The sequence below is a fragment of the Azospirillum palustre genome (assembly GCF_002573965.1).
In the GTDB taxonomy this organism is placed as follows: Bacteria; Pseudomonadota; Alphaproteobacteria; order Azospirillales; family Azospirillaceae; genus Azospirillum; species Azospirillum palustre.
This window is the reverse complement of the sequence record NZ_PDKW01000043.1, coordinates 1,434,147-1,458,408: the sequence shown is the minus strand read 5'-3', so window position 1 is coordinate 1,458,408 and position 24,262 is coordinate 1,434,147. Positions and strand designations below refer to the sequence as shown.

At 68.9% G+C, this 24,262-nt stretch carries 26 protein-coding genes and 1 riboswitch; of the genes, 13 read left to right on the top strand and 13 right to left on the bottom strand.

The genetic code is table 11. The annotated features are described in order from the left end of the window. Nucleotide 1 precedes the first annotated feature (1 nt). The 3 genes from CRT60_RS35910 to gltX form a co-directional block, all read right to left on the bottom strand. Nucleotides 2–205 carry a hypothetical protein gene (locus tag CRT60_RS35910; RefSeq protein ID WP_143273409.1) on the bottom strand — a complete coding sequence of 68 codons (204 nt, stop codon included), beginning with the start codon at nt 203–205 and terminating at the stop codon, nt 2–4. Further along, complete coding sequence (gltA, locus tag CRT60_RS29225) at nt 198–1,511, bottom strand: citrate synthase (RefSeq protein WP_098739966.1); 1,314 nt, start codon at nt 1,509–1,511, stop codon at nt 198–200. The genes CRT60_RS35910 and gltA overlap by 8 nt, the downstream gene beginning before the upstream one ends. 99 nt (nt 1,512–1,610) lie before the next feature. Further along, nucleotides 1,611–3,017: a glutamate--tRNA ligase gene (gene gltX, locus CRT60_RS29220; protein WP_098739965.1), complete on the bottom strand. Its 1,407-nt coding sequence runs from the start codon at nt 3,015–3,017 to the stop codon at nt 1,611–1,613. Nucleotides 3,018–3,173: 156 nt separating this feature from the next. Here gltX and CRT60_RS37620 point away from each other — a divergent pair, with 156 nt between their 5' ends. Then, nucleotides 3,174–5,327 carry a ComEC/Rec2 family competence protein gene (locus CRT60_RS37620; protein WP_098739964.1) on the top strand — a complete coding sequence of 718 codons (2,154 nt, stop codon included), beginning with the start codon at nt 3,174–3,176 and terminating at the stop codon, nt 5,325–5,327. Nucleotides 5,328–5,400: 73 nt separating this feature from the next. Here the strand turns inward: CRT60_RS37620 and lexA are convergent, their stop codons facing one another. The 8 genes from lexA to CRT60_RS29175 form a co-directional block, all read right to left on the bottom strand. Further along, nucleotides 5,401–6,126, bottom strand: a complete 726-nt coding sequence (gene lexA / locus CRT60_RS29210) for a transcriptional repressor LexA (RefSeq protein WP_098739963.1) — start codon at nt 6,124–6,126, stop codon at nt 5,401–5,403. Nucleotides 6,127–6,336: 210 nt separating this feature from the next. Further along, on the bottom strand, nt 6,337–7,566 hold the full coding sequence (locus CRT60_RS29205; RefSeq protein ID WP_098739962.1) for a molybdopterin molybdotransferase MoeA: 1,230 nt from the start codon (nt 7,564–7,566) through the stop codon (nt 6,337–6,339). A 4-nt stretch (nt 7,567–7,570) separates the two neighbouring features. Then, the gene (moaC, locus tag CRT60_RS29200; RefSeq protein WP_098739961.1) at nt 7,571–8,065 is read right to left on the bottom strand and encodes a cyclic pyranopterin monophosphate synthase MoaC; all 495 of its coding nucleotides are present in this window, start codon (nt 8,063–8,065) and stop codon (nt 7,571–7,573) included. Then, entirely contained in the window at nt 8,062–8,559 is a 498-nt protein-coding gene (locus CRT60_RS29195) for a GNAT family N-acetyltransferase (RefSeq protein ID WP_098739960.1), read from the bottom strand. Before CRT60_RS29195 ends, moaC begins: the two co-directional genes overlap by 4 nt. Before the next feature lie 4 nt (nt 8,560–8,563). Beyond that, on the bottom strand, nt 8,564–9,367 hold the full coding sequence (gene trpC, locus CRT60_RS29190) for an indole-3-glycerol phosphate synthase TrpC (protein WP_098739959.1): 804 nt from the start codon (nt 9,365–9,367) through the stop codon (nt 8,564–8,566). Then, entirely contained in the window at nt 9,367–10,401 is a 1,035-nt protein-coding gene (gene trpD / locus CRT60_RS29185; protein WP_098739958.1) for an anthranilate phosphoribosyltransferase, read from the bottom strand. Before trpD ends, trpC begins: the two co-directional genes overlap by 1 nt. Continuing rightward, nucleotides 10,398–11,006 (bottom strand): anthranilate synthase component II, encoded by a 609-nt coding sequence (locus CRT60_RS29180; protein ID WP_098739957.1) that lies wholly within the window; start codon nt 11,004–11,006, stop codon nt 10,398–10,400. The genes trpD and CRT60_RS29180 overlap by 4 nt, the downstream gene beginning before the upstream one ends. 146 nt (nt 11,007–11,152) lie before the next feature. Next, entirely contained in the window at nt 11,153–11,605 is a 453-nt protein-coding gene (locus tag CRT60_RS29175; RefSeq protein WP_098739956.1) for an STY0301 family protein, read from the bottom strand. A 125-nt stretch (nt 11,606–11,730) separates the two neighbouring features. Here CRT60_RS29175 and CRT60_RS37615 point away from each other — a divergent pair, with 125 nt between their 5' ends. From CRT60_RS37615 to CRT60_RS29160, 3 genes are all read left to right on the top strand, one after another. Continuing rightward, nucleotides 11,731–12,879, top strand: a complete 1,149-nt coding sequence (locus CRT60_RS37615; RefSeq protein ID WP_280177252.1) for a divergent polysaccharide deacetylase family protein — start codon at nt 11,731–11,733, stop codon at nt 12,877–12,879. 25 nt (nt 12,880–12,904) lie between these two features. Further along, nucleotides 12,905–13,123, top strand: a complete 219-nt coding sequence (locus CRT60_RS29165; protein ID WP_342210687.1) for a heavy-metal-associated domain-containing protein — start codon at nt 12,905–12,907, stop codon at nt 13,121–13,123. Between the two features lie 91 nt (nt 13,124–13,214). Continuing rightward, the gene (locus CRT60_RS29160) at nt 13,215–13,445 is read left to right on the top strand and encodes an FmdB family zinc ribbon protein (protein WP_098739954.1); all 231 of its coding nucleotides are present in this window, start codon (nt 13,215–13,217) and stop codon (nt 13,443–13,445) included. A gap of 12 nt (nt 13,446–13,457) precedes the next feature. On the opposite strand, the gene CRT60_RS29155 is transcribed toward CRT60_RS29160, so the two are convergent. Further along, nucleotides 13,458–14,282, bottom strand: coding sequence for an alpha/beta hydrolase (locus tag CRT60_RS29155; protein ID WP_098739953.1), 825 nt, complete (start codon nt 14,280–14,282; stop codon nt 13,458–13,460). 181 nt (nt 14,283–14,463) lie between these two features. On the opposite strand from CRT60_RS29155, the gene CRT60_RS29150 reads away from it, so the two are divergent. The 4 genes from CRT60_RS29150 to CRT60_RS29135 are packed head-to-tail and all read left to right on the top strand — an operon-like array spanning nt 14,464 to nt 17,540. Beyond that, entirely contained in the window at nt 14,464–14,925 is a 462-nt protein-coding gene (locus CRT60_RS29150; RefSeq protein WP_098739952.1) for a cupin domain-containing protein, read from the top strand. Next, nucleotides 14,922–15,446 carry a bifunctional adenosylcobinamide kinase/adenosylcobinamide-phosphate guanylyltransferase gene (gene cobU, locus CRT60_RS29145; RefSeq protein ID WP_098739951.1) on the top strand — a complete coding sequence of 175 codons (525 nt, stop codon included), beginning with the start codon at nt 14,922–14,924 and terminating at the stop codon, nt 15,444–15,446. The genes CRT60_RS29150 and cobU overlap by 4 nt, the downstream gene beginning before the upstream one ends. After that, a complete protein-coding gene (gene cobO / locus CRT60_RS29140; RefSeq protein WP_098739950.1) occupies nt 15,443–16,057 on the top strand; it encodes a cob(I)yrinic acid a,c-diamide adenosyltransferase in 615 nt (204 codons plus the stop codon). The genes cobU and cobO overlap by 4 nt, the downstream gene beginning before the upstream one ends. Before the next feature lie 4 nt (nt 16,058–16,061). After that, nucleotides 16,062–17,540, top strand: a complete 1,479-nt coding sequence (locus CRT60_RS29135; RefSeq protein ID WP_161958132.1) for a cobyric acid synthase — start codon at nt 16,062–16,064, stop codon at nt 17,538–17,540. 31 nt (nt 17,541–17,571) lie between these two features. Here the strand turns inward: CRT60_RS29135 and ispH are convergent, their stop codons facing one another. Next, the gene (gene ispH / locus CRT60_RS29130; RefSeq protein WP_098739949.1) at nt 17,572–18,549 is read right to left on the bottom strand and encodes a 4-hydroxy-3-methylbut-2-enyl diphosphate reductase; all 978 of its coding nucleotides are present in this window, start codon (nt 18,547–18,549) and stop codon (nt 17,572–17,574) included. A 220-nt stretch (nt 18,550–18,769) separates the two neighbouring features. On the opposite strand from ispH, the gene CRT60_RS29125 reads away from it, so the two are divergent. The 5 genes from CRT60_RS29125 (at nt 18,770) to gcvPB (ending at nt 24,234) form a co-directional block, all read left to right on the top strand. Beyond that, nucleotides 18,770–19,300: a hypothetical protein gene (locus CRT60_RS29125; RefSeq protein ID WP_098739948.1), complete on the top strand. Its 531-nt coding sequence runs from the start codon at nt 18,770–18,772 to the stop codon at nt 19,298–19,300. 196 nt (nt 19,301–19,496) lie between these two features. Beyond that, nucleotides 19,497–19,612: riboswitch (glycine riboswitch) on the top strand. Between the two features lie 169 nt (nt 19,613–19,781). Continuing rightward, a complete protein-coding gene (gene gcvT / locus CRT60_RS29120; RefSeq protein WP_098739947.1) occupies nt 19,782–20,894 on the top strand; it encodes a glycine cleavage system aminomethyltransferase GcvT in 1,113 nt (370 codons plus the stop codon). Nucleotides 20,895–20,946: 52 nt separating this feature from the next. Beyond that, nucleotides 20,947–21,321 (top strand): glycine cleavage system protein GcvH, encoded by a 375-nt coding sequence (gcvH, locus tag CRT60_RS29115; RefSeq protein ID WP_098739946.1) that lies wholly within the window; start codon nt 20,947–20,949, stop codon nt 21,319–21,321. 1 nt (nt 21,322) lies between these two features. Beyond that, a complete protein-coding gene (gene gcvPA, locus CRT60_RS29110) occupies nt 21,323–22,666 on the top strand; it encodes an aminomethyl-transferring glycine dehydrogenase subunit GcvPA (RefSeq protein ID WP_098739945.1) in 1,344 nt (447 codons plus the stop codon). Further along, nucleotides 22,663–24,234 carry an aminomethyl-transferring glycine dehydrogenase subunit GcvPB gene (gene gcvPB / locus CRT60_RS29105; RefSeq protein WP_098739944.1) on the top strand — a complete coding sequence of 524 codons (1,572 nt, stop codon included), beginning with the start codon at nt 22,663–22,665 and terminating at the stop codon, nt 24,232–24,234. Before gcvPA ends, gcvPB begins: the two co-directional genes overlap by 4 nt. Nucleotides 24,235–24,262: the final 28 nt, after the last annotated feature.

Genomic DNA, 24,262 nt, shown 5'->3' with positions numbered 1-24,262 from the left:
TTCAGACGAAGACGATCCCGGCGATCAGCGCCAGGATCAGCAGATAGACGACCAACCGGCGGACGCGCCAGCCAAGCGGTGCCCGGTTGTCGTTGGCCGGCGGGCGCAGACGCACCCGCCGAGCCGGAACGATGTACGCAGTCGGGTCCTGGGCGGCTCCGTTGGAGCCGCCCAGTCCGATATGGGCTGTGGGCCGGTTAGCCACGCTCGGCCAGCGGCACGAACGGCCGCTTGACGTCGCCGGTGTAGAGCTGACGCGGACGGCCGATCTTCTGCACCGGGTCCTCGATCATCTCCTTCCACTGGCTGATCCAGCCGACGGTGCGGGCCAGCGCGAACAGCACGGTGAACATGCTGGTCGGGAAGCCCATCGCCTTCAGGATGATGCCCGAGTAGAAGTCGACGTTCGGATAGAGCTTCTTCTCGATGAAGTACTCGTCCGACAGGGCGATCTTCTCCAGCTCCATCGCGATGTCCAGCAGCGGCTCGTCCTTGATGCCGAGCTCGCCGAGAACCTCGTGGCAGGTCTGGCGCATGACCTGGGCGCGCGGGTCGTAGTTCTTGTAGACCCGGTGGCCGAAGCCCATCAGGCGGAAGTTGTCGTTCTTGTCCTTGGCGCGGCGGACGAACTCGGGGATGCGATCCACCGAACCGATCTCTTCCAGCATCTTCAGCACGGCTTCGTTCGCACCGCCATGGGCCGGACCCCACAGCGAGGCGATGCCGGCGGCGATGCAGGCGAACGGGTTGGCGCCCGACGAACCGGCCAGACGGACGGTGGAGGTCGAGGCGTTCTGCTCGTGGTCGGCGTGCAGGATGAAGATCTTGTCCATCGCCTTGGACAGGATCGGGTTGACCTTGAACGGCTCGCAGGGCGTGCCGAAGGTCATGTAGAGGAAGTTTTCCGCGTAGGACAGGTCGTTGCGCGGATACATGAAGGGCTGGCCGGTCGAGTACTTGTAGGCCATCGCCGCGATCGTCGGCATCTTGGCGATCAGGCGATGCGCGGCGATCTTGCGCGCGGTCGGATCGTTGATGTCGAGCGAGTCATGGTAGAAGGCCGACAGGGCGCCGACGACGCCGCACATGATCGCCATCGGGTGGGCGTCACGGCGGAAGCCGCTGTAGAACTTGGTCAGTTGCTCATGCACCATCGAGTGGCGGCGCAGGATGTTCTCGAAATCCGTGCGCTCGGCCGCGGTCGGCAGGTGGTTGTTGAGCAGGAGGAAGCAGACTTCCGGGAAGGTCGAATGCTCGGCCAGCTCATCGATGGCGTAGCCGCGGTGCAGCAGCACACCCTCGTCGCCGTCGATGTAGGTGATGCCGGACTCGCAGCTGCCCGTGGAGGTGAAGCCCGGATCGTAGGTGAAATAGCCGGTCTCGGCGTAGAGCTTGCGGATGTCGATCACGCTCGGCCCGACGCTGCCGTGCATGATCGGCATCGTGACCTGCTTGCCCGTCTTATTGTCGATGAGGGTAACGGTGTCCTTGCCGTCCTCAGTCTGGGTCATCTCGGCACGTCCTTATCGTTGAGGGTCGGGCTTGGCGCCCTTTTTTCGTCGCGCAGCATAGTTCCATGGCTGCCCGATGGCAACGCACGGAAATGACCATTATGCTGCACCCGCTGCATCGCGGATGCGAGAAAGCGTCGCTTCCCGACCCAGCAGTTCGGCCACCTCGAAGATCGGCGGCGACACCGTCGAACCGGTCAGTGCGGCGCGCAGCGGCTGCGCCACCTTGCCCAGCTTTTCGCCCCGTGCCTCGGCGAAGGCGCGGACCTGGGATTCGAGCGCGGCGGCGGTGAAGTCCGGCTCGGCGGCAAAGGCGGCGGCCAGTTCCTTCAACAGGTTGCGGCCCTTTTCGTCCAACAGGGCGGTTGCTTTTTCGTCATAGCTGAGCGGCTGCGGCGCGACATAGAAGCGTGCGCTCTGGGCCAGATCGACGACGGTGCGGGCGCGCTGCTTCAGCCCGCTCATCGCCCGCGTCAGAAGGTCGCGTTCCGCCTCGGACAGGCTGCGGCCGAGATCGGCTTCCAGCCGCGGGGCGATCAGGCCGAGCAGGCGGGAATCGTCGGCCAGGCGCATGTAATGGGCGTTCAGATTCTCCAGCTTGGCGAAGTCGAAGCGCGACGCCGATCGGCCGATGCTTTCCAGATTGAACCACTCGATCGCCTGCTCGGTCGAGATGATCTCGTCGTCGCCATGCGACCAGCCGAGCCGCAGCAGATAGTTGCGCACCGCCTCCGGCAGATAGCCCATGTCGCGGTAGGCATCGACGCCCAACGCGCCATGGCGCTTGGACAGCTTGGCGCCGTCCGGCCCGTGGATGAGCGGGATATGGCCGAAGCGCGGCAGGTCCCAGCCCATCGAGTTGAAGATCTGGATCTGGCGGAAGGTGTTGGTCAGATGGTCGTCGCCGCGGATGACGTGGGTGACGCCCATGTCGTGGTCGTCCACCACCACCGCCAGCAGATAGGTCGGCGTGCCGTCGGCGCGCAGCAGGATCAGGTCGTCGAGCTGGGCGTTCTGCACCGTCACCTCGCCCTGGACGAGGTCGTTCAGGACGGTCTGGCCTTCCTGCGGCGCCTTCAGGCGGATCACCGGCGCCACGCCCGGAGGAGCATCGGACTCGGGACGGTCGCGCCAGCGGCCATCGTAGCGCATCGGCTGGCCGGCGGCCTTCTGCGCGGCGCGCATCTCCTCCAGCTCTTCCGGGCTGCAATAGCAGCGATAGGCCTTGCCGGCGGCCAGCATCTGGTGCGCGACCTCGGCATGGCGGTCCTTGCGCTCGAACTGGCTGACGGCGTCGCCGTCCCAATCCAGACCCAGCCACTTCAGCCCGTCGATGATGGCGTCCACCGCCGCGTCGGTCGAGCGTTGCCGGTCGGTGTCTTCGATCCGCAGCAGGAACTTGCCGCCGGTGTTGCGGGCGTACAGCCAGTTGAACAGGGCGGTGCGGCCACCGCCGATGTGCAGAAAGCCGGTCGGCGACGGAGCGAAGCGGGTGACGACGGTCATCGGTCTCTCAATTTCCGGTTCGGCGCTGATATGATGCGCCGGTGGTTCGACACCGTGGTTTAACACAGCCACCCGGCTTGGAGGCAATGCGATGCGCGCATGGACGGTCGTTGAGGGGCTCGCAGGCGGCATCGCTGCGCCTGGAATCCGTTACCGGTGACGGCCGCAGGCTGGCCGGGGGAGGAAACCGACGCTCCCCCGATGCCCGGCGGACGCTGGCGGCGCCTGCTGGCGCGCGGGGGCGGGCGACTCGTGGCGCTCGCGGAGGCGGAGGGCGAGCGCTGGGTGCTGTGGCTGCCCGTCGCCTTCGGGGCGGGTGTATCGCTCTATTTCGGGCTGCGGCAGGAGCCCGACTGGTGGATCGGCGCGGCGGCGGTCGGCGGCTGCATGGTGCTGGTGCTGGCGCTGCGGCGATGGTTCGCCATGGCCGGCGTGGCGATGGCGCTGCTGATGCTGGCGGCGGGGCTCCTGGTGGCGCAGGCGCACACCATCCACATGGCGGCACCGGTCCTGAGCCGCAGCATCGCCGGTGCGACCGTCACCGGCCGCGTGATGGCGGTGGAGCGGCGGCCGGGTGCGACACGGATCACCCTGCGGGACGTGACCGTCAGCAAGCTGGCGCCGGAACGGACGCCGGCCGCCTTGCGGGTCCGCCTGTCTGACCGCTTCCCGGCACCGACGCCCGGATCGGTGGTGCGGCTGCGGGCGACGCTGCTGCCGCCGCAGGCGCCGGCCGAACCCGGAGCCTTCGACTTCCAGAGGCGGGCCTGGTTCATGGGGCTGGGCGGCACGGGCTTTGCCACCGGTGCGCCGGAACTGGTCGAGGCGCCGCCGGTAACGGGGTGGAGCACGGTTGCCATCGCCTTCGAGAAGGCGCGCGGCGCGATTGCCGAGCGGGTGGCGGTTGCCATCGGCGATCCGGTGGAGGCGAGCGTCACAACGGCGCTGCTGAACGGCGAGGAGTTCGGCATCCCGGAAGCGACGATGGACGACTTCCGCAACAGCGGGCTGGCGCATCTGCTGTCGATCTCCGGCCTGCATGTCGGCATCGCCGCCGGCATCCTGTTCTATGTCGTGCGGGCATTGCTGGCGGCGGTGCCCTATATCGCCCTGCGGTGGCCGATCAAGAAGATCGCGGCGCTGTTCGGCATCCTGTCGGCGCTTGGCTATACGCTGCTGGTCGGGGCGCCCCTGCCGACGGTGCGGTCGGTGCTGATGACCGGCATGGTGATGGGAGCGATCATGCTGGACCGCCACCCGTTGAGCATGCGGCTGGTCGCCTTCGCCGGGCTGGTCACCATGGCGATGGACCCGGAGGGGATGCTGGGGCCGAGCTTCCAGATGTCCTTCGCCGCCGTGGTGGCGCTGATCGCCGCATTCGAAAAGGGCAGCGTCAGGCTGGCGGAATGGCGGCGCGATGCGGGGTGGATCGTGCGCGGGCTGCTCTATGTCGGCGGAATTCTGCTGACCAGCGTGGTGGCGACGCTGGCGACCTTGCCCTTCTCGCTCTTCCATTTCCAGCAGATCGCTTTCTATGGCGTTCTGTCGAACCTGATCGCCATTCCCATCACGTCCTTCTGGGTCATGCCGTGGAGTCTGATCGCCTACGCGCTGCTGCCCTTCGGGCTGGAGGCGCCGGCGCTGATCGCCATGAACTGGGGTGACCGGGCGGTGATCTGGACGGCGGAGTTCTTCGGCCGCCTCCCCTGGGCGTCGCTGACCGTGCCGGCGATGCCGGCGGACGGGTTCGCGCTGCTGGTGATGGGTGGGATTTGGCTGTGCCTGTGGACGCGGTGGTGGCGTTGGCTGGGGATGCTGCCGGTCCTGGCGGGACTGGCCTCGCCGATGCTGGCGGTGCGGCCGGATGTGCTGGTGGCCGGCGACGGCACGGTGATGGCGGTCAGGCTGCCGGACGGACGGCTCAGCGCGTCGGTCAAGGGCGGCGGGCGGATGACCGAAACCTGGCGGGAGCGCGATGGCGAGCGGTCGCCGGCCGATCCCTGGCCGGGTGACGGGGGATGGAGCGGGGGAGGGCGCTCGCTGGACTGCGACGCACTTGGCTGCCTGTACCGGGTGCAGGGAAAGACGGTGGCCTTGTTGCGGCTGCCGGATGCGCTGGACGAGGACTGCGGGGCGGTCGATGCGGTGGTGACGGCGGAGGTGGCGCGGCGCTGCCGGGGGGAGCTGGTGGTGGACCGCTGGATCCTGCGCCATGAAGGCGCGCATACGCTGACGGTGACCGCCGAGGGGGTGGCGGTGAAGACGGTGCGCGGGCTGAGGGGAGATCGGCCCTGGACCGGAGGGAAGTGAGAGGAGCTTGGACCTCGCCGCTCCCCTCCTCCGCAGGGGCGGAGGAGGGGAGCGGCGGCCGGGCACGAAAAGCTCAGTACTTGCGCACCAGACCGACCAGCTTGCCCTGCACGCGGACGCGGTCGGCGCCGAAGATGCGGGTTTCGTAGGCGGCGTTGGCGGGCTCCAGGGCGATGGTGTTGCCCTTGCGGCGCAGGCGCTTCAGCGTCACTTCGCCCTCGTCCACCAGAGCGACGACAATCGTGCCGTTTTCGGCCGCATCGCAGCGCTGGATGACGATGGTGTCGTGGTCGAGGATGCCGGCTTCGATCATCGAGTCGCCGGAAACCTCCAGCGCATAATGGTCGCCACCGGTCAACATCGAGGCCGGAACGTCGACGAAGGCGCTGTTGTCGCGCAGGGCCTCGATCGGCGTACCGGCGGCGATCCGGCCATAGAGCGGGAGCTGCACCGTCTCGTTCGCGGCGGCCGGGGTCGGGGCGGGGGAAGCGGCATCGCGGCCGGCGAAGGCGAAATCGCCCTTGATGACGTTGGGCTGGAACTTCGGCTTGGGAGCCGCGGTCCGGTTGCGGGAGGCGTCGAGACCCTCGGGAAGGCGCAGAACCTCCAGCGCACGGGCCCGATGGGGCAGGCGGCGGATGAACCCGCGCTCCTCCAGCCCGGTGATCAGGCGATGGATACCCGACTTGGACTTCAGGCCCAGGGCGTCCTTCATCTCGTCGAACGACGGCGAGACACCGCCCTGGCCAAGCCGTTCGTGGATGAACAGCAGCAATTCGTGCTGCTTGCGCGTGAGCATGGATGCCTCCCGGCCTCGGCCAGACTGAAGATGGAACAAAAACTAAACGTTGCTCCATGTTCTAGTTTGGTTCCTGCTGCGCGTCAAGCCCCGCATCGGCTTCTTTTAGAACTTGTGTGGAACATTTGGAACGCGGTGAAACAGTTTTCCGGGGGATGTTCACCTGTTCCAGTGCTCGTCCAAGCGCCGTTCCAGGCGCCTCGCCCAAGTCTAAATGCTGAGCGCTCCATCCGTCAAAGGAAGCACGGTCACCATCGCGCCGGCCGGCTCGGGATCGGCATGGGGCGGGCGGGGAATCAGGCAATCGGCCTGGGCGTACAGGGTGGTGATGGCGCTGTCCTGCCGGGCGAAGGGCGTCACGGTCAGGACACCGTCCGGGCCGGCGGCCAGCGTGGCGCGCAGATATTCCTCGCGCCGGTCGTTGGCCCTCAGCGGGCCGGTCAAGCGGGCGCGCAGCGGCAGGCGGTCGTCCTCCGGCGGCAGGCCCTGCAGCACGCGCAGGATCGGGCGGAGGAACAGGAGCGCGGTGACGCCGGTGGACACCGGGTTGCCGGGCAATCCCAGCAGCGGCACCGATCCGGCACGGCCGAACATCAAGGCCTTGCCCGGACGCATCGCCACCGTCTGCACCTCCAGCGCCACGCCGCGTTCGGCCAGCACATCGCGCACGAAATCGTAATCGCCATGTGCCGCCCCGCCGGTGGTGACCAGCAGGTCGCAGCCGGCGGCCCCCTTCGCCAGGGCCGCCACGCTCTCCGGCGTGTCCTTGGCGACGCCCAGATTGTGGGCGAGCCCGCCCTGGGCGGCCACCAGGGCGCAGAGGCCGAGCGCATTTGTGCTGACGATCTGGCTCGGACCCAGCGGGTCGCCGGGCAGGGCGATCTCGTCGCCGGTGGCGAGGATGGCGATACGCGGCCGGCGGTGGACCGACAGCCACGGCACGTTGCCGCCGGCGGCCAGCGCAATGTCGCGGGCGGTCAGGCGCCGGCCCTTCGGCAGAAGCTCCTGGCCGGCCGTGAAGTCGAAGCCGGCCTCGCGGACGAAGCGGCCGGCGGCGACGGCGCGGCCGATCCGCACGATGGCGTCGTCGGCGCTGCAATCCTCCTGCATCACCACGGCGTCGGCACCGTCGGGCAGGGGGGCGCCGGTGAAGATGCGCACCGCATCGCCCCGGCCGACCCTGCCGGTGAAGGCGTGGCCGGCGGCGGATTCGCCGATGCGGCTCAGCAGGACGGGGGCCTCGGCGGTCGCGGCGGCGATGTCGGCGGCACGCACGGCCCAGCCATCCATGGCGGCGGCATGGAAGGGCGGCTGGGTCAGCCGGGCGACCACCGGTTCGGCCAGCACGCGGCCGAGAGCGTCGGGCAGGGCGACCGTCTCCGCCGGGAGGGCGGCGAAGGCCGACAGGATGCGGGCGCGCGCCTCGGCGACGGAGATCATGGGGTCAGGCTCCGGTGGAGGAGGTGGACGCGCCCCACTCGCCGCTCTTGCCGCCGGCCTTGTGCAGCAGACGCACGTCGGTAACGGTCATCCCGCGGTCCACCGCCTTGCACATGTCGTAGACGGTCAATGCCGCGATGGTGACGGCGGTCAGCGCCTCCATCTCCACGCCGGTCTGGCCCTTCAGCTTGCAGGTCGCCGTCACGTCCACCGCGTTGCGGGCGGGGTCGCAGGACAGGTCGACCTTGACCGAGGTCAGCATCAGCGGGTGGCACAGCGGGATCAGGTCGGGCGTGCGTTTGGCCCCCATGATGCCGGCCAGCCGGGCGACCGACAGCACGTCGCCCTTCTTCACCCCGCCCTGCATGATGAGATCAAGGGTTTCCGGCTGCATCAGCACGGTCGCCGCGGCGGTGGCGGTGCGCTCGGTGTCGGCCTTGTCGGAGACATCGACCATCACCGCCTTGCCCTCGGCGTCGAAATGGGTGAAGCCGGTCATCGCACGGTCTCCGTCAGAAATTTTTCCATGAAGACGCTGACGCCATTGTCTTGGTAGCAGGCGTAGGGGCCGCGGTCGGTGAAGCCGGCCTTGCGGTAGAGCGCCAGCGCCTCGGGCTGATGGATGCCCGATTCGAGCAGCAGGGCGTTCAGGCCCTCCGCCCGCGCCTGCTCCTCCAGCCGGGCGAGCAGACGGTCGCCGATGCGCTGTCCGCGGGCGGCGGGATCGACATACATCCGCTTGATCTCGCCATAGCCGGCCGGATCGACGCGGAGTGCGGCGCAGCCGACCGGAACGCCGTCCTTGCGGGCGACGAGGAAGCGCAGGTCAGGCGCCTCCAGTTCGCCGATGTCGAGCAGGTGGCAGGTGTCTGCCGGATAGAGGTCCAGCAGATAGCGGTCGAGCGCCGCCACCAGCGCGATCACGGCATCCTGGCGCGGGCTCTCCGCGGCGATCACGACATCCGCCGCCACCTGGGCCACCACATCGGTCATCGCATCACACCGGAGCCAGCAGGGCGCGGGTGGCGGCGGTGACGTCGGCCTGCCGCATCAGCGATTCGCCGACCAGGAAGGAGCGCGCCCCGACCTTCGCCATCCGGGCCAGATCGGCGGGGCTGTAGAGCCCGCTTTCCGCCACCAGCATGCGGTCGGCCGGCACGTTGGCGGCCAGCTCTTCCGTCGTCGCAATATCGACCGACAAGGTCTTGAGATTGCGGTTGTTGACGCCCAGCAGCGGCGTCTTCAGCAGCAGCGCGCGGTCCAGTTCGGCGCGGTCATGCACCTCGACCAGCACGTCCAGCCCCTGGGCGATGGCGGCGTCCTCGATCTCCGCCGCCTGGGCATCGGACAGCGACGCCATGATGATCAGGATGCAGTCGGCCCCCAGCGCGCGGGCTTCAACGATCTGATAAGGATCGACCATGAAGTCCTTGCGCAGAACCGGCAAATCCACCGCGGCGCGGGCGGCCACCAGATACTCGTCCTTGCCCTGGAAATAAGGCTCGTCGGTCAGCACCGACAGGCAGGTCGCCCCGCCCTCGCGGTAGGCACGGGCCAGGGCTGGCGGGTCGAAATCGGGACGGATCAGGCCCTTGGACGGGCTGGCCTTCTTGATCTCGGCGATCAGGCCGTAACGCCCGGCCTCGACCGCGGCGCTCAGCGCCCGGATGAAGCCGCGCGGCGGGTTGGTCTCGTTGGCGGCCCTGGCGGCGGCCTCAACCTCCGACAGGGGACGGGCGGCCTTGCGGGAGGCCACCAGGGCGCGCTTGTCGTCGTTGATGCGGGTCAGAACGTCGCTCATCAGGCCACTGCCTCGTTGGTGATGGCGACCAGCCGGCGCAGGCGGTCGCGGGCGCCGCCGCTGTCGATGGCGTCGGCGGCCATGGCGACACCGTCCTTCAGCGTCGCGGCCTTGCCGGACACCAGCAGGGCGGCGGCGGCGTTCAGGAGCACGATGTCGCGGTAGGGGCTGCGCACCCCGTCGAACAGGGCGTGGATCGCCTCGGCGTTGACCTGGGCGTCGCCGCCCTTCAACTCCTCGATCCGGGCGCGGGGCAAGCCGGCATCCTCCGGCGTCACCTCGAACACCGTCACCTCGCCGTCCTTCAACTGGGCGACGGTGGTGGGGCCTGTGGTGGTGATCTCGTCCAGCCCGTCGGAGCCGTGGACGACCCAGGCGGCTTCGGAGCCCAGCCGCTTCAGCACCTGGGCCAGCGGCTCCACCCACTGCTTGGAGAAGACGCCCAGCACCTGCCGCCTGGCGGTCGCCGGGTTGGCGAGCGGACCCAGCAGGTTGAAGACGGTGCGGGTGCCGAGCTCGACGCGGGTCGGGCCGACGTTGCGCATGGCGAGGTGGTGGCGCGGCGCCATCAGGAAGGCGATGCCGGCGTCCCACAGCGCCTTGCGGACCAGCGCGAAGTCGCAGTCGAGGTTGACGCCCAGCGAACCGAGCACGTCGGCGGCACCGGACTTGGACGAGATGGCGCGGTTGCCGTGCTTGGCGACCGGCACGCCGCAGGACGACACCACCAGCGCCGCGGCGGTGGAGATGTTGTAGGTGCCGGCGCCGTCGCCGCCGGTGCCGCAGGTGTCGATGGTGCCGGGAGGCGCTTCGACCGGGATCGCCTTGGCGCGCATGACGCGGGCGGCGCCGGTGATCTCGTCCACCGTCTCGCCGCGGACGCGCAGCGCCATCAGGAAGCCGCCCATCTGCGACGGGGTGGCGTTGCCGGACATGATGATGTCGAAGGCGAAGCCGGCCTCGGCCTCGGTCAGGGCGGCGCCGGTGGCGACCTTGCCCAGGATGGCCTTCATGTCGGACAGATCGCCGCTCATGCCGCGGTCTCCAGCGACGCGTTTTCCGGGCGGGGACGGGTCAGATCCAGGAAGTTCCGCAGGATCTGGTGGCCGTGCTCGCTCTCGATGCTCTCGGGGTGGAACTGCACGCCGTGGATCGGCAGCTCGCGGTGGGCCAGCGCCATGATCAGGCCGTCGGCGGTCTCGCCGGTCACCTCCAGGCAGGCGGGCAGCGTGTCGCGCTCGACGATAAGCGAATGGTAGCGGGTGGCGCGGAACGGGCTGGGCAGGCGGGCGAGCACGCCGCGCCCCTCATGCCGGATGTTGTCGACCTTGCCGTGCATGGGAACCGGCGCGCGGATCACCCGGCCGCCGAAGGCCTGCCCGATCGACTGGTGGCCCAGGCAGACGCCCATCAGCGGCAGGCGGGCCTTGGCGGCGGCGTCGATCAGGGGCAGGCAGATGCCGGCGCGGTCGGGATCGCACGGGCCGGGCGACAGGACGATGCCGTCGGGGCGGAGCGCCATCGCCTCGTCCACCGTCAGGGCGTCGTTGCGGCGGACCTGCACGTCGGCGCCAAGCTCGCCCAGGTAATGGACGAGGTTGTAGGTAAAGCTGTCGTAGTTATCGATGAGCAGCAGCATGCGCCTTCCGCCTTCCACCTTTGCCCGGCCACCGTCGCCCGGGTCGTCCGGGCCGTTCCGGCCCTGTTCCAACGATGGACACCCTAGCGGCTGAAAGGGCGGATTTCCAGCCTCCGCGCAGAACTTCGCCTTGGGGCCTCGCGACCTCACCGGCAGTCGAGCTGCGGCGGTGTCTTCGGCTCGTCCAGGACGTCGCCGCGGATGTCGGTTTCCAGCGTCAGGGTGCAGCGGCGGGTCTGGCGCGGCAGGTCGGCGGCGAGCGTCGCCTCGGTGCCGCGATACCGGCAGAGCACGAAGAGCTTGCCGCGCTGCGCGGCGTCGAACTCCCAGAGCTGGACCAGACGGCGCGCATGCCTGGTCTCGCTGTCGGGGGCCAGGGTGGTGCGCGAGGCGGTGGCCATCTGCTGGCTGCGGTCGCCCTCGATCAGGGTGATGCCGATGAAGCCGTGGCTGTCGCGGCCCGGATAGGGCGCCCAGCCGCCCGGCGCTTCCGGCTGGGCGGTCACGCTGACGGTCGGCGGGCATTGCGGGCCGCCGGCGGCCAGTGCCGGAGAGGCGGCGGCCAGCAGCAGCGGGACGGTGACGAGGAACGGGCGCATCGGGCGGTCTCCGGGGACTGGTCGGGCCGTTGGGATGACGGCGCAATTGCGGCGGCCGTCTTGTGTCGTTTGAGCAATTGCGGTCGCTGCGGCAGGGTGCCACTGTGCGCCGCCCCGGTCGCAGGATGGACATCGTCACCATGGCCCGCAAGGCGCCTTCGAAAGCCCGCAAGGTTCCGCTTCCCCCCTTTCTGTCGAATCCCTTCGTCCTGGCTCTGGCGGCGGTCGCTGCGGTGTTCGCGGTGGCGATGGGCGTGGCGACGCTGACCGGTGGCCGGTCCGGCGGCGAGCGTGCCCAGCAGGCAGCCGTTCAACAGGCTCCGGTCCAGCAGGCCCCGCCCCAGCCGGCTGCCGTGCCGCCGTCGCCGCCCTCGCTGCCGGCGATGAAGGCGGAGGCTCCGGCCCCCGCCCAGCATGCGGCGGTCGGCCCGGAGCATGCGGTGCCGGAAAAGCCGGCCCAGCCGGAAACCCGCCCGCCCGCGACCACCGTGGCGATGCTGCCGCCGCCGGTTCCGCCGGCCCAGCCGCCGGTGCAGGCGCCCTCGGGCAATGCGGCATTGTGGCGCAGGAATGCGCTGCCGGCCGAAGTTCCGCAGGGCAGGCCGATTATCGCCATCGTCATCGACGACATGGGGCTCGACCGCAAGCGCTCGTCCCGGATGGCCGGGCTGCACGGTCCGCTGACGCTGTCCTGGCTGCCCTATGCCCGCGAGCTGTCGGCCCAGTCGAAGGCGGCCCGCGCCAACGGGCATGAGCTGATGCTGCACATGCCGATGGAACCCAGCGTGAAGGCCGACCCCGGTCCGAACGCGCTGCTGGTCTCGCTGGACAAGGGCGAGATCGTGAAGCGGTTCCGCGCGGCACTGGACAGCTTCGACGGCTATGTCGGGGTGAACAACCATATGGGCAGCCGATTCACCGCCGACCGGGCGGCGCTGGCGCCGGTGCTGACGGAACTGCACCGGCGCGGACTGCTGTGGCTGGACAGCCGGACGACGCCCAACAGCGCTGGAATCGGGCTGGCGCAGGAGTTGAAGATGCCCTGGGTTGGCCGCGACGTGTTCCTCGACAATGTGGAAACGGTGGCGGCGGTGAAGGCCCAGCTGACCAAGACCGAACAGGTGGCGAAGCGCCAGGGCTACGCCGTCGCCATCGGCCACCCGCACGATGCGACAATCGAGGCTCTGGCATCCTGGTTGCCGGATGTGCAAAAGCGTGGCTTCGTTCTTGTCCCGGTCAGCGCGGTGGTGCGGACGCACCATGCCGGCGGCTGACCCGATCCAAAGAAAGCCCGTGGCGATGCCAGTAACGATGACCGATGCGTACAAGGTGGATGGGATGACCTGCAGCGGCTGCGCCCGCTCCGTTTCGAACGCGATCACCAAGGCGGCCCCCAATGCCGCGGTGACCGTCGATCTCGCAACCGGCACCGTCGTGGTCGCCGGCGGCATCCCGGCCGAACTGGTGCAGCAGGCGGTCGAGGCGGCCGGATTCGATTTCGCCGGAGCGGCGGCCTGATCGCTCCGCTGTTGCGGCGCAATAAAACCGTTTTCTTGTTGTGGGTATTGCGGCATGCTCGGACCGGTGCGATCCGTTCCACGAGGGTGCGATGCCGCTCTATTCCTACCGTTGCCAGTCCTGCGGCCAGGGGTTCGAGACCCTGGTCCGCTCCGGCGAGACGCCTGCCTGCCCGTCCTGCGGCGGTGCCGACCTGACCCGCCAGCTGTCGAACGTGGCGCCGGAGGGCAAGTCCGGCGCCATCCTCCAGTCCGCCCGCCGGCAGGCCTCCAGGGAGGGGCATTTCAGCAATTATTCCCGGTCGGAACGGCCGAAGGGATAGGGGCGGGCAGGGTCAGACGGCGGAGGCGGACGGGGCGGCTTCGGCCGTCACCGTTGCGGCGATCCAGCCTTCCACGCGCTCAGCCGCCGCCTGCCAGTCCTGTTCCAGCATCATCGCATGGCCCATGCCCGGCATGAACACCGGCTGGGTTCCAAGCGCCATCGCGGTGGCGACGATTTCGGCGCGTGGGAACAGCAGATCCTCCTCGGCCCCCATCACCAGCACCGGCGTGTCGCGCGGCGGCAGGACGGGGAAGGGGATCCAGCCGCCGATGTCGAGCAGGACGCGGCGCGATTCCTCCTGCATGCGGCTGTCATATTGCGCGGCTTCGTCGCGCGGCATCTTGTCGGAGAACATCGCGCGGCGGATGGCGTCCGGATCGAACGCGCTTTCGCCGAAGGCCATCAGCATCGACATCTGCTGGAACACGTAGGGCGAGCGCCAGGCCAGCCCCATGGTCGAGGTCAGCAGGCCGTAGGGCGGTGTCGACGCCATCAGCACGCCGGCCGGAAAGCGGCGTTTCGCCAGCGCGCGCTGCACAACGATGCCGCCCATCGAATGGCCGATCAGCACCGGGGGGGCGGACAGGCGGCCCGCCGCTTCCAGCACGTCGTCGACATAATCGGCGATGCCGAAATCATGCAGCCGGTCGCCCCCCTCGCTGTTGCCGTGGCCGCGAAGCGAGACGGCATGCGCCTCCCATCCCCGTTCGGCAAACCAGGGCAGGAACTTGGCGTCCCAGATCCAGGCGCCGCTGAAGGCGCCGTGGACGAACAGGAGCGGCGGCATCTTGGCGGTGCCAGAAGGGCGGCGGCTGATGATTTCCAGGTTGGACATCGGATCGCAGGTTGTTGTTTTGCGCTGCAATAAGCATGGTGGGCGAAACCGCCCCTGTCCAGCCACGGTCCCGGCAACCCAGCTTTGTAAGAGCCTGCTCTGTAAGGGGACTTGAGCCGTTTGACGCCGCCGGTGCGGTTTGCGACAGTCCGGACCCGCAACACAGAACCGGAGAGCGCCCGTGCCGAATCCACCGGTCCTCGACCCCGCGACGCTGACCGCCGAAACCGGCGCCACCGATTATCCGCAGCCCTTCCGGTCGCAGGTCGCCGGCCGGCACCGGGTAGTGCTGGGCGATCCGCTGGGCTTGAGCAATTTCGGCGTCAACCTGACCACGCTGGTGCCCGGCGCCTCCTCCGCCCTGCGCCACTGGCACAGCCGGCAGGACGAGTTCGTCTATGTGGTGGAGGGCGAGCTGACCCTGGTGACCGACGCGGGCGAGACGCTGCTGACCCCAGGCATGTGCGCCGGCTTTCCGCAGGGCGTCGCCGACGGCCATCGCCTGATCAACCGCAGCGACCGGCCCGCCAGCTATCTGGAGGTCGGCGACCGCAGCGGCGGCGACGAGATCGACTATTCCGACGAGGACATGGTCTGGCGCGATGGTGCCTACCACCACCGTGACGGCACGGTTTGGGAATGACTGCCGACGTCACGCTGGTGCTGGGCGGCGCCCGCTCGGGAAAGAGCCGCTATGCCGAGGGGCTGGTGACGGCGCCGGGCGGGCCGCGTGTTTACATCGCCACCTCGCAGGTGTGGGACGCCGAGATGGCCGAGCGGGTGGCGAAGCACCGCGATGACCGCGGCCCGGACTGGACGACGGTGGAGGAGCCGCGCGACCTGACCGGAAGCTTGCGCCGGCACGCCGCCGAGGGCACCGGCGTCCTGGTCGATTGCCTGACGCTGTGGCTGACCAACCTGATGATGGCCGAGGCCGACATCGCTGCGGAAACCGCGGCGCTGGTGGAGCTTCTGCCGGCGCTGCCCGGCCGGGTGGTGCTCGTTTCCAACGAGGTCGGGCTCGGCATCGTGCCCGACAACGCGCTGGCCCGCCGTTTCCGCGACCATGCCGGCCGCCTGCACCAATCCATCGCGGCCGTGGCGCCGCGCGTCGTGCTGACCGTCGCCGGTCTGCCGATGTTCGTGAAAGGGACTCCTGCATGACTGCCGATACCGAAGACCTGAACCGCCGTCACGCCGAGAAGATGAAGCGGCGCAAGGCATTGCAGGAGCGGGCGCTCGCCTCCAAGACGGTGGAGAAGGGCCTGCTGATGGTCCACACCGGCAAGGGCAAGGGCAAGTCCACCGCCGCCTTCGGCCTGATGATGCGTGCCGTCGGCCATGGTATGCGCGTCGGCATGGTGCAGTTCGTCAAGGGGGCGTGGTCGACCGGCGAGACGGTGGCGCTGGAGCGCTTCGAGGATCTGGTCGATTTCCACACCATGGGCGAGGGCTTCACCTGGGACACCCAGGACCGCGCCCGCGACATCGCCGCTGCCGAAGCCGCCTGGGCCAAGGCCAAGGAGCTGATGGCCGATCCGCGCTATCGCCTGATCGTGCTGGACGAGCTGAACATCGTGCTGCGCATGGATTATCTGCCGCTGGACGAGGTGCTGGCGACGCTGGCCGCCCGCCGGCCGGACCTGCATGTCTGCATCACCGGCCGCAACGCCAAGCCGGAGCTGATCGCCGCCGCCGACCTCGTCACCGAGATGACTCTGGTCAAGCACCCGTTCGAGGCCGGGGTGAAGGCCCAGGCCGGCATCGAGTTCTGACGCCATGGCGTCACAAGCTATCCGGTCTCGGGCGATCATGTTGCAGGGCACCGGCTCCGACGTCGGCAAGTCGCTGCTGGTGGCCGGGCTGTGCCGGGCGCTGGTGCGGCGCGGGCTGAGCGTCCGGCCGTTCAAGCCGCAGAACATGTCGAACAACGCCGCGGTCACGGCGGACGGCGGTGAGATCGGCCGCGCCCAGGCGCTCCAGGCGCGGGCCTGTGGCGTGGCGCCCAGCGTCCACATGAACCCGGTGCTGCTGAAGCCGCAGTCGGATGTCGGCAGTCAGGTGGTGGTGCGCGGCGTGGTGGTCGGCACCGCGCGCGCCGCCGACTATCAGGTGCGCAAGCGCGAACTGCTCGGCACCGTTCTCGACAGTTTCGAGCGGCTGCGGGGCGAGGCCGACATCGTCGTTGTCGAGGGGGCCGGCAGCCCGGCGGAGGTCAATCTGCGGGCCGGCGACATCGCCAACATGGGCTTCGCCACCGCCGCCGACGTGCCGGTTCTGCTGGTCGGCGACATCGACCGCGGCGGCGTGATCGCCAGTCTGGTCGGCACCCACGCACTTCTACCGAAATCTGAACAGGAGCGGATCAAGGGCTTTCTCATCAATAAGTTCCGCGGCGATGTTCGCTTGTTCGATGAAGGGCTGCGGATCATCGAGAGCCACACCGGCTGGCGCGGTTTCGGCGTGGTGCCCTGGCTCAAGGAGGCAGCGATCCTGCCCGCCGAGGATGCGGTTGCGCTCGACCGGCCGCGGGAGGCCGGCGACGGGGCGCTGCGCATCGCGGTGCCGATGCTGTCGCGGATCGCCAATTTCGACGATTTCGATCCGCTGGCGCAGGAGCCGGGTGTCGCCCTGACCATGGTGCGTCCGGGCCAGCCGCTGCCCGGCGATTGCGATCTGGTCATCCTGCCCGGCACCAAGGCGACCATCGCCGACCTCGCCTTCCTGCGGGCGCAGGGCTGGGACATCGACCTGATGGCCCATTGGCGGCGCGGCGGCCGGGTGCTGGGCATCTGCGGCGGCTACCAGATGCTGGGCCGGCGCATCGCCGATCCCGACGGCATCGAAGGCCCGCCCGGCGAGGCGGCCGGGCTGGGGCTGCTGGATGTCGAAACGGTGCTGAAGGGGCCCAAGGTGCTGGAGGAGGCCCACGGGACCGAGCGGCGCACCGGTGCCGCGGTGGCGGGCTACGAGATGCATATGGGCCGCACCGAGGGGGCCGACCGGGCGAGGCCGATGCTGGAGCTTGCCGGCGGCGGAACCGATGGGGCGGAGTCGGCGGACGGGCGGGTGGCCGGATGCTACCTGCACGGCCTGTTCACCGCCGACGGTTTCCGTGCGGCCTATCTGCGCCGGCTGGGAGGCGCCGGGTCGGATCTCGGCTATGGCGTGGCCGTCGAGCGGGCGCTGGATGCGGTCGCTGATCGGCTGGAGAGCGTCGTCGACGTGGAGGGGCTGTTGGCGGTGGCGCAGGGGTGAGGGCAGGGGTGAAGGAGGGGGCGACGCCCCCTCAAACCGCCTCCTGCTCCACCGATAACGCGCGCGGCAGCTTGAAGACGATGTTCTCGGTCGCGGTGCGCAGTTCCTCGACCGTCACGTCGAAGCGGCTGCGGGCGGCCTCGATGACCTCCTCCACCAGCACTTCCGGGGCGGACGCGCCGGCAGTGATGCCGAGGCGGGCGACGCCGGCGAGCGCGCTCCAGTCGATGTCGGCGGCGCGCTGGACCAGCTGGGCGGCCGGGCAGCCATGGGTCTTCGCCACCTCCACCAGACGCTTGGAGTTGGAGGAGTTCGGCGCCCCCAGCACCAGCAGAGCTTCCACCTTCGGCGCGATGGCCTTCACCGCCGCCTGACGGTTGGTGGTGGCGTAGCAGATGTCCTCCTTCTTCGGCCCGGCGATGGCGGGGAAACGGGCCTGGAGGGCTGCCAGAATCTCCGTCGTCTCGTCGACCGACAGGGTGGTCTGGGTAGCGTAGGCGAGGTTTTCCGGGTCGCTCACCTCCAGCGTCGCGACATCGGCCACCGTCTCCACCAGCACCACCGCCCCCGCGGGCAGCTGGCCCATGGTGCCGATGACCTCGGGATGGCCGGCATGGCCGATCAGGACGATCTGCTTACCATCCTCGTAATGGCGTTCCGCCTCGCGGTGGACCTTGCTGACCAGCGGGCAGGTGGCGTCGAGATAGAACAGCCCGCGCGCCTCGGCTGCCTGCGGCACCGATTTCGGCACGCCATGGGCGGAGAACACCACCGGGCGGCCGTCCGGCACCTCGGTCAGCTCATCGACGAAGACGGCGCCCTTGGCCTCCAGGCTTTCGACCACGAAGCGGTTGTGGACGATCTCGTGCCGCACATAGACCGGCGCCCCGAAGCGCTCCAGCGCCGTCTCGACGATCTGGATCGCCCGGTCCACCCCGGCGCAGAAACCGCGCGGTGCCGCCAGCAGGATGGTCAGGGGCTGGCGGGTTGGGGAATTGGTCGTGGTCATATGCGCTGTACCGCCCTTGCGTGGAGAAGGTCGCCCTTAGGTAATCCTGCGCTGAACGGTCACAAGGGATAGAACCGCCGCGCGGTCTTGTGCCGGTCAAGCTGGGACACTAAAGTCGCGGTCCAACAGCCCGTTAACCGATCAGGCCGAACCGATGGACCGCCGCGACCGTAATATAGGAACCCCCGCCCGGAAAAGCCCGCTGGCGTCCCTCTTTGGGATGGGCCGCCCTGCGTCGCTCGCGGCCGGGGCCGTTCTGGTGCTTTCCGGCTGCTCCGGCTTGGGGCCGACCAGCCCGTCGGAAGCGGCGCTGGCCTGCCCGAAGGTCAACATCGTCCGCGACCTGCAGGAAGTGACGGTGTTCCGTCCCGGCGGCAAGGATCTGACCGATCTGGAGTCGCGCGCCGCCCTGACCGATTTCACCGGCAGCTGCGACTACACCAGCAGCGGCGTCACCGTGAACGTGAACGTCTATCTGGTGGCGGAACGCGGCCCGGCGCTCCAGGGCAGCACGGCCAAGTACCAGTATTTCGTCGCCCTGGCCCAGCCGGACGACACGCTGGTGTCGAAGGCCTATTTCGACACCGACGTGACCTTCGTCCCCGGCCAGCCGCGCGCCGGCACCCGCGAGGAGTTGACGCCGAAGATCCCGCTGCCCAAGGACGCCAACGCCAAGGATTGGAAGATCTATCTCGGCTTCCAGCTGACGCCGGAGCAGCTGAACTTCAACCGGACGCAGGTGAAGAAGTAGGTCGTCGCTTAGCAGGCGCAATCCTTATCGACCGTCATTCCCGTGGATGCGGGAATCCAGAGACCTCAAGTGTTTGGGCTGGCAACCTGGATCCCCGCCTTCGCGGGGATGACGGCCGGGGAGGGGCGGGCATGAAGCCCAATCCCTCCAATTGACAAACCTGTCCATTCGCGACAGTGTGCCGCCATCACGCCGATGATCCCTCGCGGGAGAGATCGCTTGTGAGCTTGTCGTAAATCGACAGGTCCGCAGGTGGCGCCGAAGGAGCAACCGCCCCCGGAAACTCTCAGGCAAAAGGACCGCAAGGGGATAAGGCAACTCTGGAAAGCAGCCTCGGCGCCCAGTCGCCGCGACTCACCGAAGGAGTAAACCGGGTGTTCGGCTCGACCGGACGGCGGTGAATCTCTCAGGTCCAAGACAGAGGGGGCAGCGATCCGCACCGATCCCGGTGCGGGAGCCGTAACCCTGTCGGAGGACCAGCGTGACCGAGGCCGCAACCGCTCTCAAGACCACCCCGCTGCACGCGCTCCATGTCGAGCTTGGCGCCCGCATGGTCCCCTTCGCCGGCTATGACATGCCGGTGCAGTATCCGCTGGGCATCCTCAAGGAGCACCAGCACACCCGCGAGAAGGCCGGGCTGTTCGACGTGTCCCACATGGGGCAGGTCCGCCTGACCGGCGCCGATCCGGCCGCTGCCTTGGAAACGCTGGTTCCCGGCGACATCAAGGGGCTGGCGCAGGGCCGCATGCGCTACACGCTGTTCCTGAACGAGCAGGGCGGCATTCTCGACGACCTGATGGTGACCAATGCCGGTGACCATCTGTTCCTGGTGGTGAATGCCGCCTGCAAGGAGCAGGACGTCGCCCATCTGCGCGAGAAGCTGGCCGGCAAGGCCGAGGTGGAGCTGCTGGACGACCTCGCCCTGATGGCGCTCCAGGGTCCGATGGCGGCCGCGATGATGGCCCGCTTCGTGCCGGAAGCCGCCACCATGAAGTTCATGAGCTACCTGTCCGCCACCTTCAAGGGCGTGCCGGTGATCCTGACCCGCTCCGGCTATACCGGCGAAGACGGCTACGAGATCTCCTGCGACAAGGCCGACGCGGAGATGATCGCCCGCGCGCTGCTGGGCGAGTCGGAGGTTGAGGCCATCGGGCTGGGTGCCCGCGACTCGCTGCGCCTGGAGGCCGGGCTCTGCCTCTACGGCCACGACATCGACACCACCACGACGCCGGTGGACGGCGCTCTGGAATGGACCCTGCCGAAGCGCCGCCGCGCCGAGGGCGGGTTCCCCGGCTATGACATCATCCACCGGCAGCTGACCGAGGGCACGTCGCGCCGCCGCGTCGGCATCCAGCCGGAAGGCCGCCAGCCGGCCCGCGAGCACACCGAAATCCAGGACGCCAACGGCACCGTCATCGGCGAGATCACCAGCGGCGGCTTCGGCCCGACCGCCGGTGCGCCGGTCGCCATGGGCTATGTCGACATCGCGAACTCCGCGGTCGGCACGCCGCTGACTCTGGTGGTGCGCGGCAAGCCGCTGCCCGCCCGCGTCGCCGCCACGCCCTTCGTGCCGCAACGCTATTACCGGGGCTGATGCCTCGGCGCTCCCAACCACAAGCAACCGTTTTGAACAGGGAAACCTTCCGATGAGCAAGAAATTCACCAAGGACCACGAGTGGGTTCAGGTCGATGGCGATGTCGCCACCGTCGGCGTCACAGACTTCGCCCAGAGCCAGCTGGGCGACGTTGTGTTCGTCGAGCTGCCCGACGCCGGCCGCGTGCTGGAGAAGGGCAAGGAAGCCGCCGTCGTCGAATCGGTGAAGGCCGCCAGCGACGTCTACGCCCCGGTGTCGGGTACAGTCGTGGAAGCCAACCAGGCCCTGGTGGACGACCCGTCGATGGTCAACAGCGCCGCCGAGGGCGAGGGCTGGTTCTTCAAGTTGCAGCTCAAGGACGCCTCCGAACTGGATGGCCTGATGGACGAATCGGCCTACAAGGCCTTCGTGGAGGAATCCCACTAACATGCGCTATCTGCCCCTGACCGAGGCCGACCGGCAGTCGATGCTGGAGGCCATCCGCGCAACATCGGTCGAAGACCTGTTCCGCGACGTTCCAAAGGCGGCCCGTCTGGCCGGCCCGATCGGGGGCTTGCCCAACCATATGGGCGAGCTTGAGGTCGAACGGCTGCTCGGCTCCATGGCGGCCAAGAATGTGCCGGCCGGGTCGGTGCCGAGCTTCCTCGGCGCCGGCGCCTACCGCCACCATGTGCCGGCCACCGTCGACCATCTGGTCCAGCGCGGCGAGTTCCTGACCGCGTACACGCCGTACCAGCCGGAGGTGAGCCAGGGCACGCTTCAGGTCCTGTTCGAATTCCAGACCCAGGTCGCGCTGCTGACCGGCATGGATGTCGCCAACGCCTCGATGTATGACGGCGCCACCTCCTGCGCCGAAGCCGTCATGATGGCCAACCGCGTCACCCGGCGGAAGAAGGCGATCCTGTCCGGCGGCCTGCACCCGCATTACCGCGACGTGACCACCACCGATGCCCGCTTCATCGGCTTCGAGGCGGTGGCCCTGCCTGCCGCCCCGACCGGCGGCGAGGATCTGCTGGCGCTGGTCGACGACAAGACGGCTTGCGTCGTCGTGCAGAATCCGGACGTGTTCGGCCATGTCCGCGACTACACCGATCTTGCCGCCGCCTGCCAGGCCAAGGGCGCGCTGCTGATCGTCGTGGTGACGGAGGCTCTGTCGCTGGGGTTGCTGACGCCGCCGGGCGACATGGGCGCCGACATCGTCGCGGCGGAAGGCCAGTCCTTCGGCAACGCCCTGAACTTCGGCGGCCCCTATGTCGGGCTGTTCGCGGTGAAGGACAAATATGTCCGCCAGATGCCGGGCCGCCTGTGCGGCGAGACGGTGGATGCCGACGGCCGCCGCGGCTTCGTGCTGACGCTCTCCACCCGCGAGCAGCACATCCGCCGCGAGAAGGCGACCTCGAACATCTGCACCAACTCCGGCCTGTGCGCGCTGGCCTTCTCGATCCATGTCAGCCTGCTGGGCGAGGCGGGGATCACGCAGCTGGCCCAGTTGAACCATGTCAAGGCGGTCCGGATGGCCGACAAGCTGGCGGCGGTTCCGGGTGTGCAGGTGCTCAACGACGGCTTCTTCAACGAGTTCACCGTCAAGCTGCCGAAGCCGGCCGCCGCGGTGGTCGAGGAGCTTGCCAAGCGCCGCATCCTGGGCGGCGTGCCGGTGTCGCGCCTCTATCCGGGCGAGATGGAAGACCTTCTCCTGGTCGCCGTCACCGAGACCAACACCGACGCCGACATGGACGCCTTCGCTGCCGCTCTGAGTGAGGTTCTGGCATGAGCATGAACAACCAGGGCCGTCCGTCGGCCATTCCGGCCGGTGCCGCCTCGTTCGACGGCGTGACCGGCACCGTCACCGGCAACCGCGGTCTCCAGATCGAAGAGCCGCTGATCTTCGAACAGGACAGTGCCGGCCGCACCGGCGTCGATCTGCCGGACGTGCCGAAGGTGGCCTCGCGGCTGGGTGCGGTGAAGCCGCGCGCCAGGGTCGGGCTGCCCGGCCTTGCCGAGCCGCAGGTGGTCCGCCACTACACCCGCCTGTCGCAGAAGAACTACGCCATCGACAGCGGGTTCTATCCGCTGGGCTCCTGCACGATGAAGCACAACCCGCGCCTGAACGAGAAGATGGCGCGGCTGCCGGGCTTCTCCGACGTGCACCCGATGCAGCCGGTCAGCACGGTGCAGGGTGCCCTGGAGCTGATGGACCAGCTGGCCTACTGGCTGAAGACGCTGACCGGCATGGCCGCCGTGACGCTGGCGCCCGCTGCCGGCGCCCATGGCGAGATGTGCGGCATCATGGCGATCCGCTCGGCGCATGAGGCGAAGGGCGACAGCGGCCGCACCAAGATCCTGGTGCCGGAAAGCGCCCACGGCACCAACCCGGCGACCGCCGCCGCCTGCGGCTACAGCGTCGATGCCATCCCGGCGACCGCCGACGGCCGCGTCGATCTGGACGCGCTGAAGGGCAAGCTCGGTCCCGACGTGGCCGGGCTGATGCTGACCAACCCGAACACCTGCGGCCTGTTCGAACGCGACATCATCGCGATTGCCGAGGCGGTGCATGCGGCCGGCGCCTATTTCTACTGCGACGGCGCCAACTTCAATGCCATCGTCGGGCGGGTACGTCCGGCCGATCTCGGCATCGACGTCATGCACATCAACCTGCACAAGACCTTCTCCACCCCGCATGGCGGCGGCGGTCCGGGGTCGGGGCCGGTGGTCTTCGCGGAGTCGCTGGCGCCCTACATCCCTGTGCCCTACGTCACCCATGGCAAGGACGGCTTCGCGCTGGTCGAGAATGCCGGCGACGGTCCGGCCTTCGGCCGCATGAAGGCCTTCCACGGCCAGATGGGCATGTTCGTCCGCGCCCTGTCCTACATGCTGAGCCATGGCGCCGACGGGCTGTGGCAGGCGTCGGGCGATGCGGTGCTGAACGCCAATTACGTCATGGCACGGCTGGAGGACGTGATGACGGCCTCCTTCGAGGGGCCGTGCATGCACGAATGCCTGTTCGACGACCGCTTCCTGAAGGGGACGGGGGTCACCACGCTCGACATGGCGAAGGCGCTGATTGACGAGGGCTTCCACCCGATGACCATGTATTTCCCGCTGGTCGTCCACGGTGCCCTGCTGATCGAGCCGACCGAGACGGAGAGCAAGGCCAGCCTCGACCAGTTCGTCGATGCGCTGCGTGCGCTGGCCGAGCGGGCGAAGTCGGGTGACGTCGCCTATTTCCAGGCTGCGCCGCGCCTGACGCCGCGCCGTCGCCTGGACGAGACGGCCGCCGCCCGCAAGCCGGTCCTGCGCTGGACCCCGCCGGTGCCGGCGGAGGCGCTGGCGGCGGAGTAAGGACGAACAAGACGCTCCCCCTCCCGCG

Excerpts from the sequence above, each read along its gene's own strand:
- gltA (WP_098739966.1), bottom strand. The coding sequence starts at position 1,511 with ATGACCCAGACTGAGGACGGCAAGGACACCGTTACCCTCATCGACAAT.
- gltX (WP_098739965.1), bottom strand. The coding sequence starts at position 3,017 with ATGACCGTCGTCACCCGCTTCGCTCCGTCGCCGACCGGCTTTCTGCAC.
- lexA (WP_098739963.1), bottom strand. The coding sequence starts at position 6,126 with ATGCTCACGCGCAAGCAGCACGAATTGCTGCTGTTCATCCACGAACGG.
- CRT60_RS29205 (WP_098739962.1), bottom strand. The coding sequence starts at position 7,566 with ATGATCTCCGTCGCCGAGGCGCGCGCCCGCATCCTGTCGGCCTTCGCC.
- moaC (WP_098739961.1), bottom strand. The coding sequence starts at position 8,065 with ATGACCGGCTTCACCCATTTCGACGCCGAGGGCAAGGCGGTGATGGTC.
- CRT60_RS29195 (WP_098739960.1), bottom strand. The coding sequence starts at position 8,559 with ATGACCGATGTGGTGGCCCAGGTGGCGGCGGATGTCGTGATCGCCGCG.
- trpC (WP_098739959.1), bottom strand. The coding sequence starts at position 9,367 with ATGAGCGACGTTCTGACCCGCATCAACGACGACAAGCGCGCCCTGGTG.
- trpD (WP_098739958.1), bottom strand. The coding sequence starts at position 10,401 with ATGAGCGGCGATCTGTCCGACATGAAGGCCATCCTGGGCAAGGTCGCC.
- CRT60_RS29180 (WP_098739957.1), bottom strand. The coding sequence starts at position 11,006 with ATGCTGCTGCTCATCGATAACTACGACAGCTTTACCTACAACCTCGTC.
- CRT60_RS29175 (WP_098739956.1), bottom strand. The coding sequence starts at position 11,605 with ATGCGCCCGTTCCTCGTCACCGTCCCGCTGCTGCTGGCCGCCGCCTCT.
- CRT60_RS37615 (WP_280177252.1), top strand. The coding sequence starts at position 11,731 with ATGGACATCGTCACCATGGCCCGCAAGGCGCCTTCGAAAGCCCGCAAG.
- CRT60_RS29165 (WP_342210687.1), top strand. The coding sequence starts at position 12,905 with ATGCCAGTAACGATGACCGATGCGTACAAGGTGGATGGGATGACCTGC.
- CRT60_RS29160 (WP_098739954.1), top strand. The coding sequence starts at position 13,215 with ATGCCGCTCTATTCCTACCGTTGCCAGTCCTGCGGCCAGGGGTTCGAG.
- CRT60_RS29155 (WP_098739953.1), bottom strand. The coding sequence starts at position 14,282 with ATGTCCAACCTGGAAATCATCAGCCGCCGCCCTTCTGGCACCGCCAAG.
- cobU (WP_098739951.1), top strand. The coding sequence starts at position 14,922 with ATGACTGCCGACGTCACGCTGGTGCTGGGCGGCGCCCGCTCGGGAAAG.
- cobO (WP_098739950.1), top strand. The coding sequence starts at position 15,443 with ATGACTGCCGATACCGAAGACCTGAACCGCCGTCACGCCGAGAAGATG.
- CRT60_RS29135 (WP_161958132.1), top strand. The coding sequence starts at position 16,062 with ATGGCGTCACAAGCTATCCGGTCTCGGGCGATCATGTTGCAGGGCACC.
- ispH (WP_098739949.1), bottom strand. The coding sequence starts at position 18,549 with ATGACCACGACCAATTCCCCAACCCGCCAGCCCCTGACCATCCTGCTG.
- CRT60_RS29125 (WP_098739948.1), top strand. The coding sequence starts at position 18,770 with ATGGGCCGCCCTGCGTCGCTCGCGGCCGGGGCCGTTCTGGTGCTTTCC.
- gcvH (WP_098739946.1), top strand. The coding sequence starts at position 20,947 with ATGAGCAAGAAATTCACCAAGGACCACGAGTGGGTTCAGGTCGATGGC.
- gcvPA (WP_098739945.1), top strand. The coding sequence starts at position 21,323 with ATGCGCTATCTGCCCCTGACCGAGGCCGACCGGCAGTCGATGCTGGAG.
- gcvPB (WP_098739944.1), top strand. The coding sequence starts at position 22,663 with ATGAGCATGAACAACCAGGGCCGTCCGTCGGCCATTCCGGCCGGTGCC.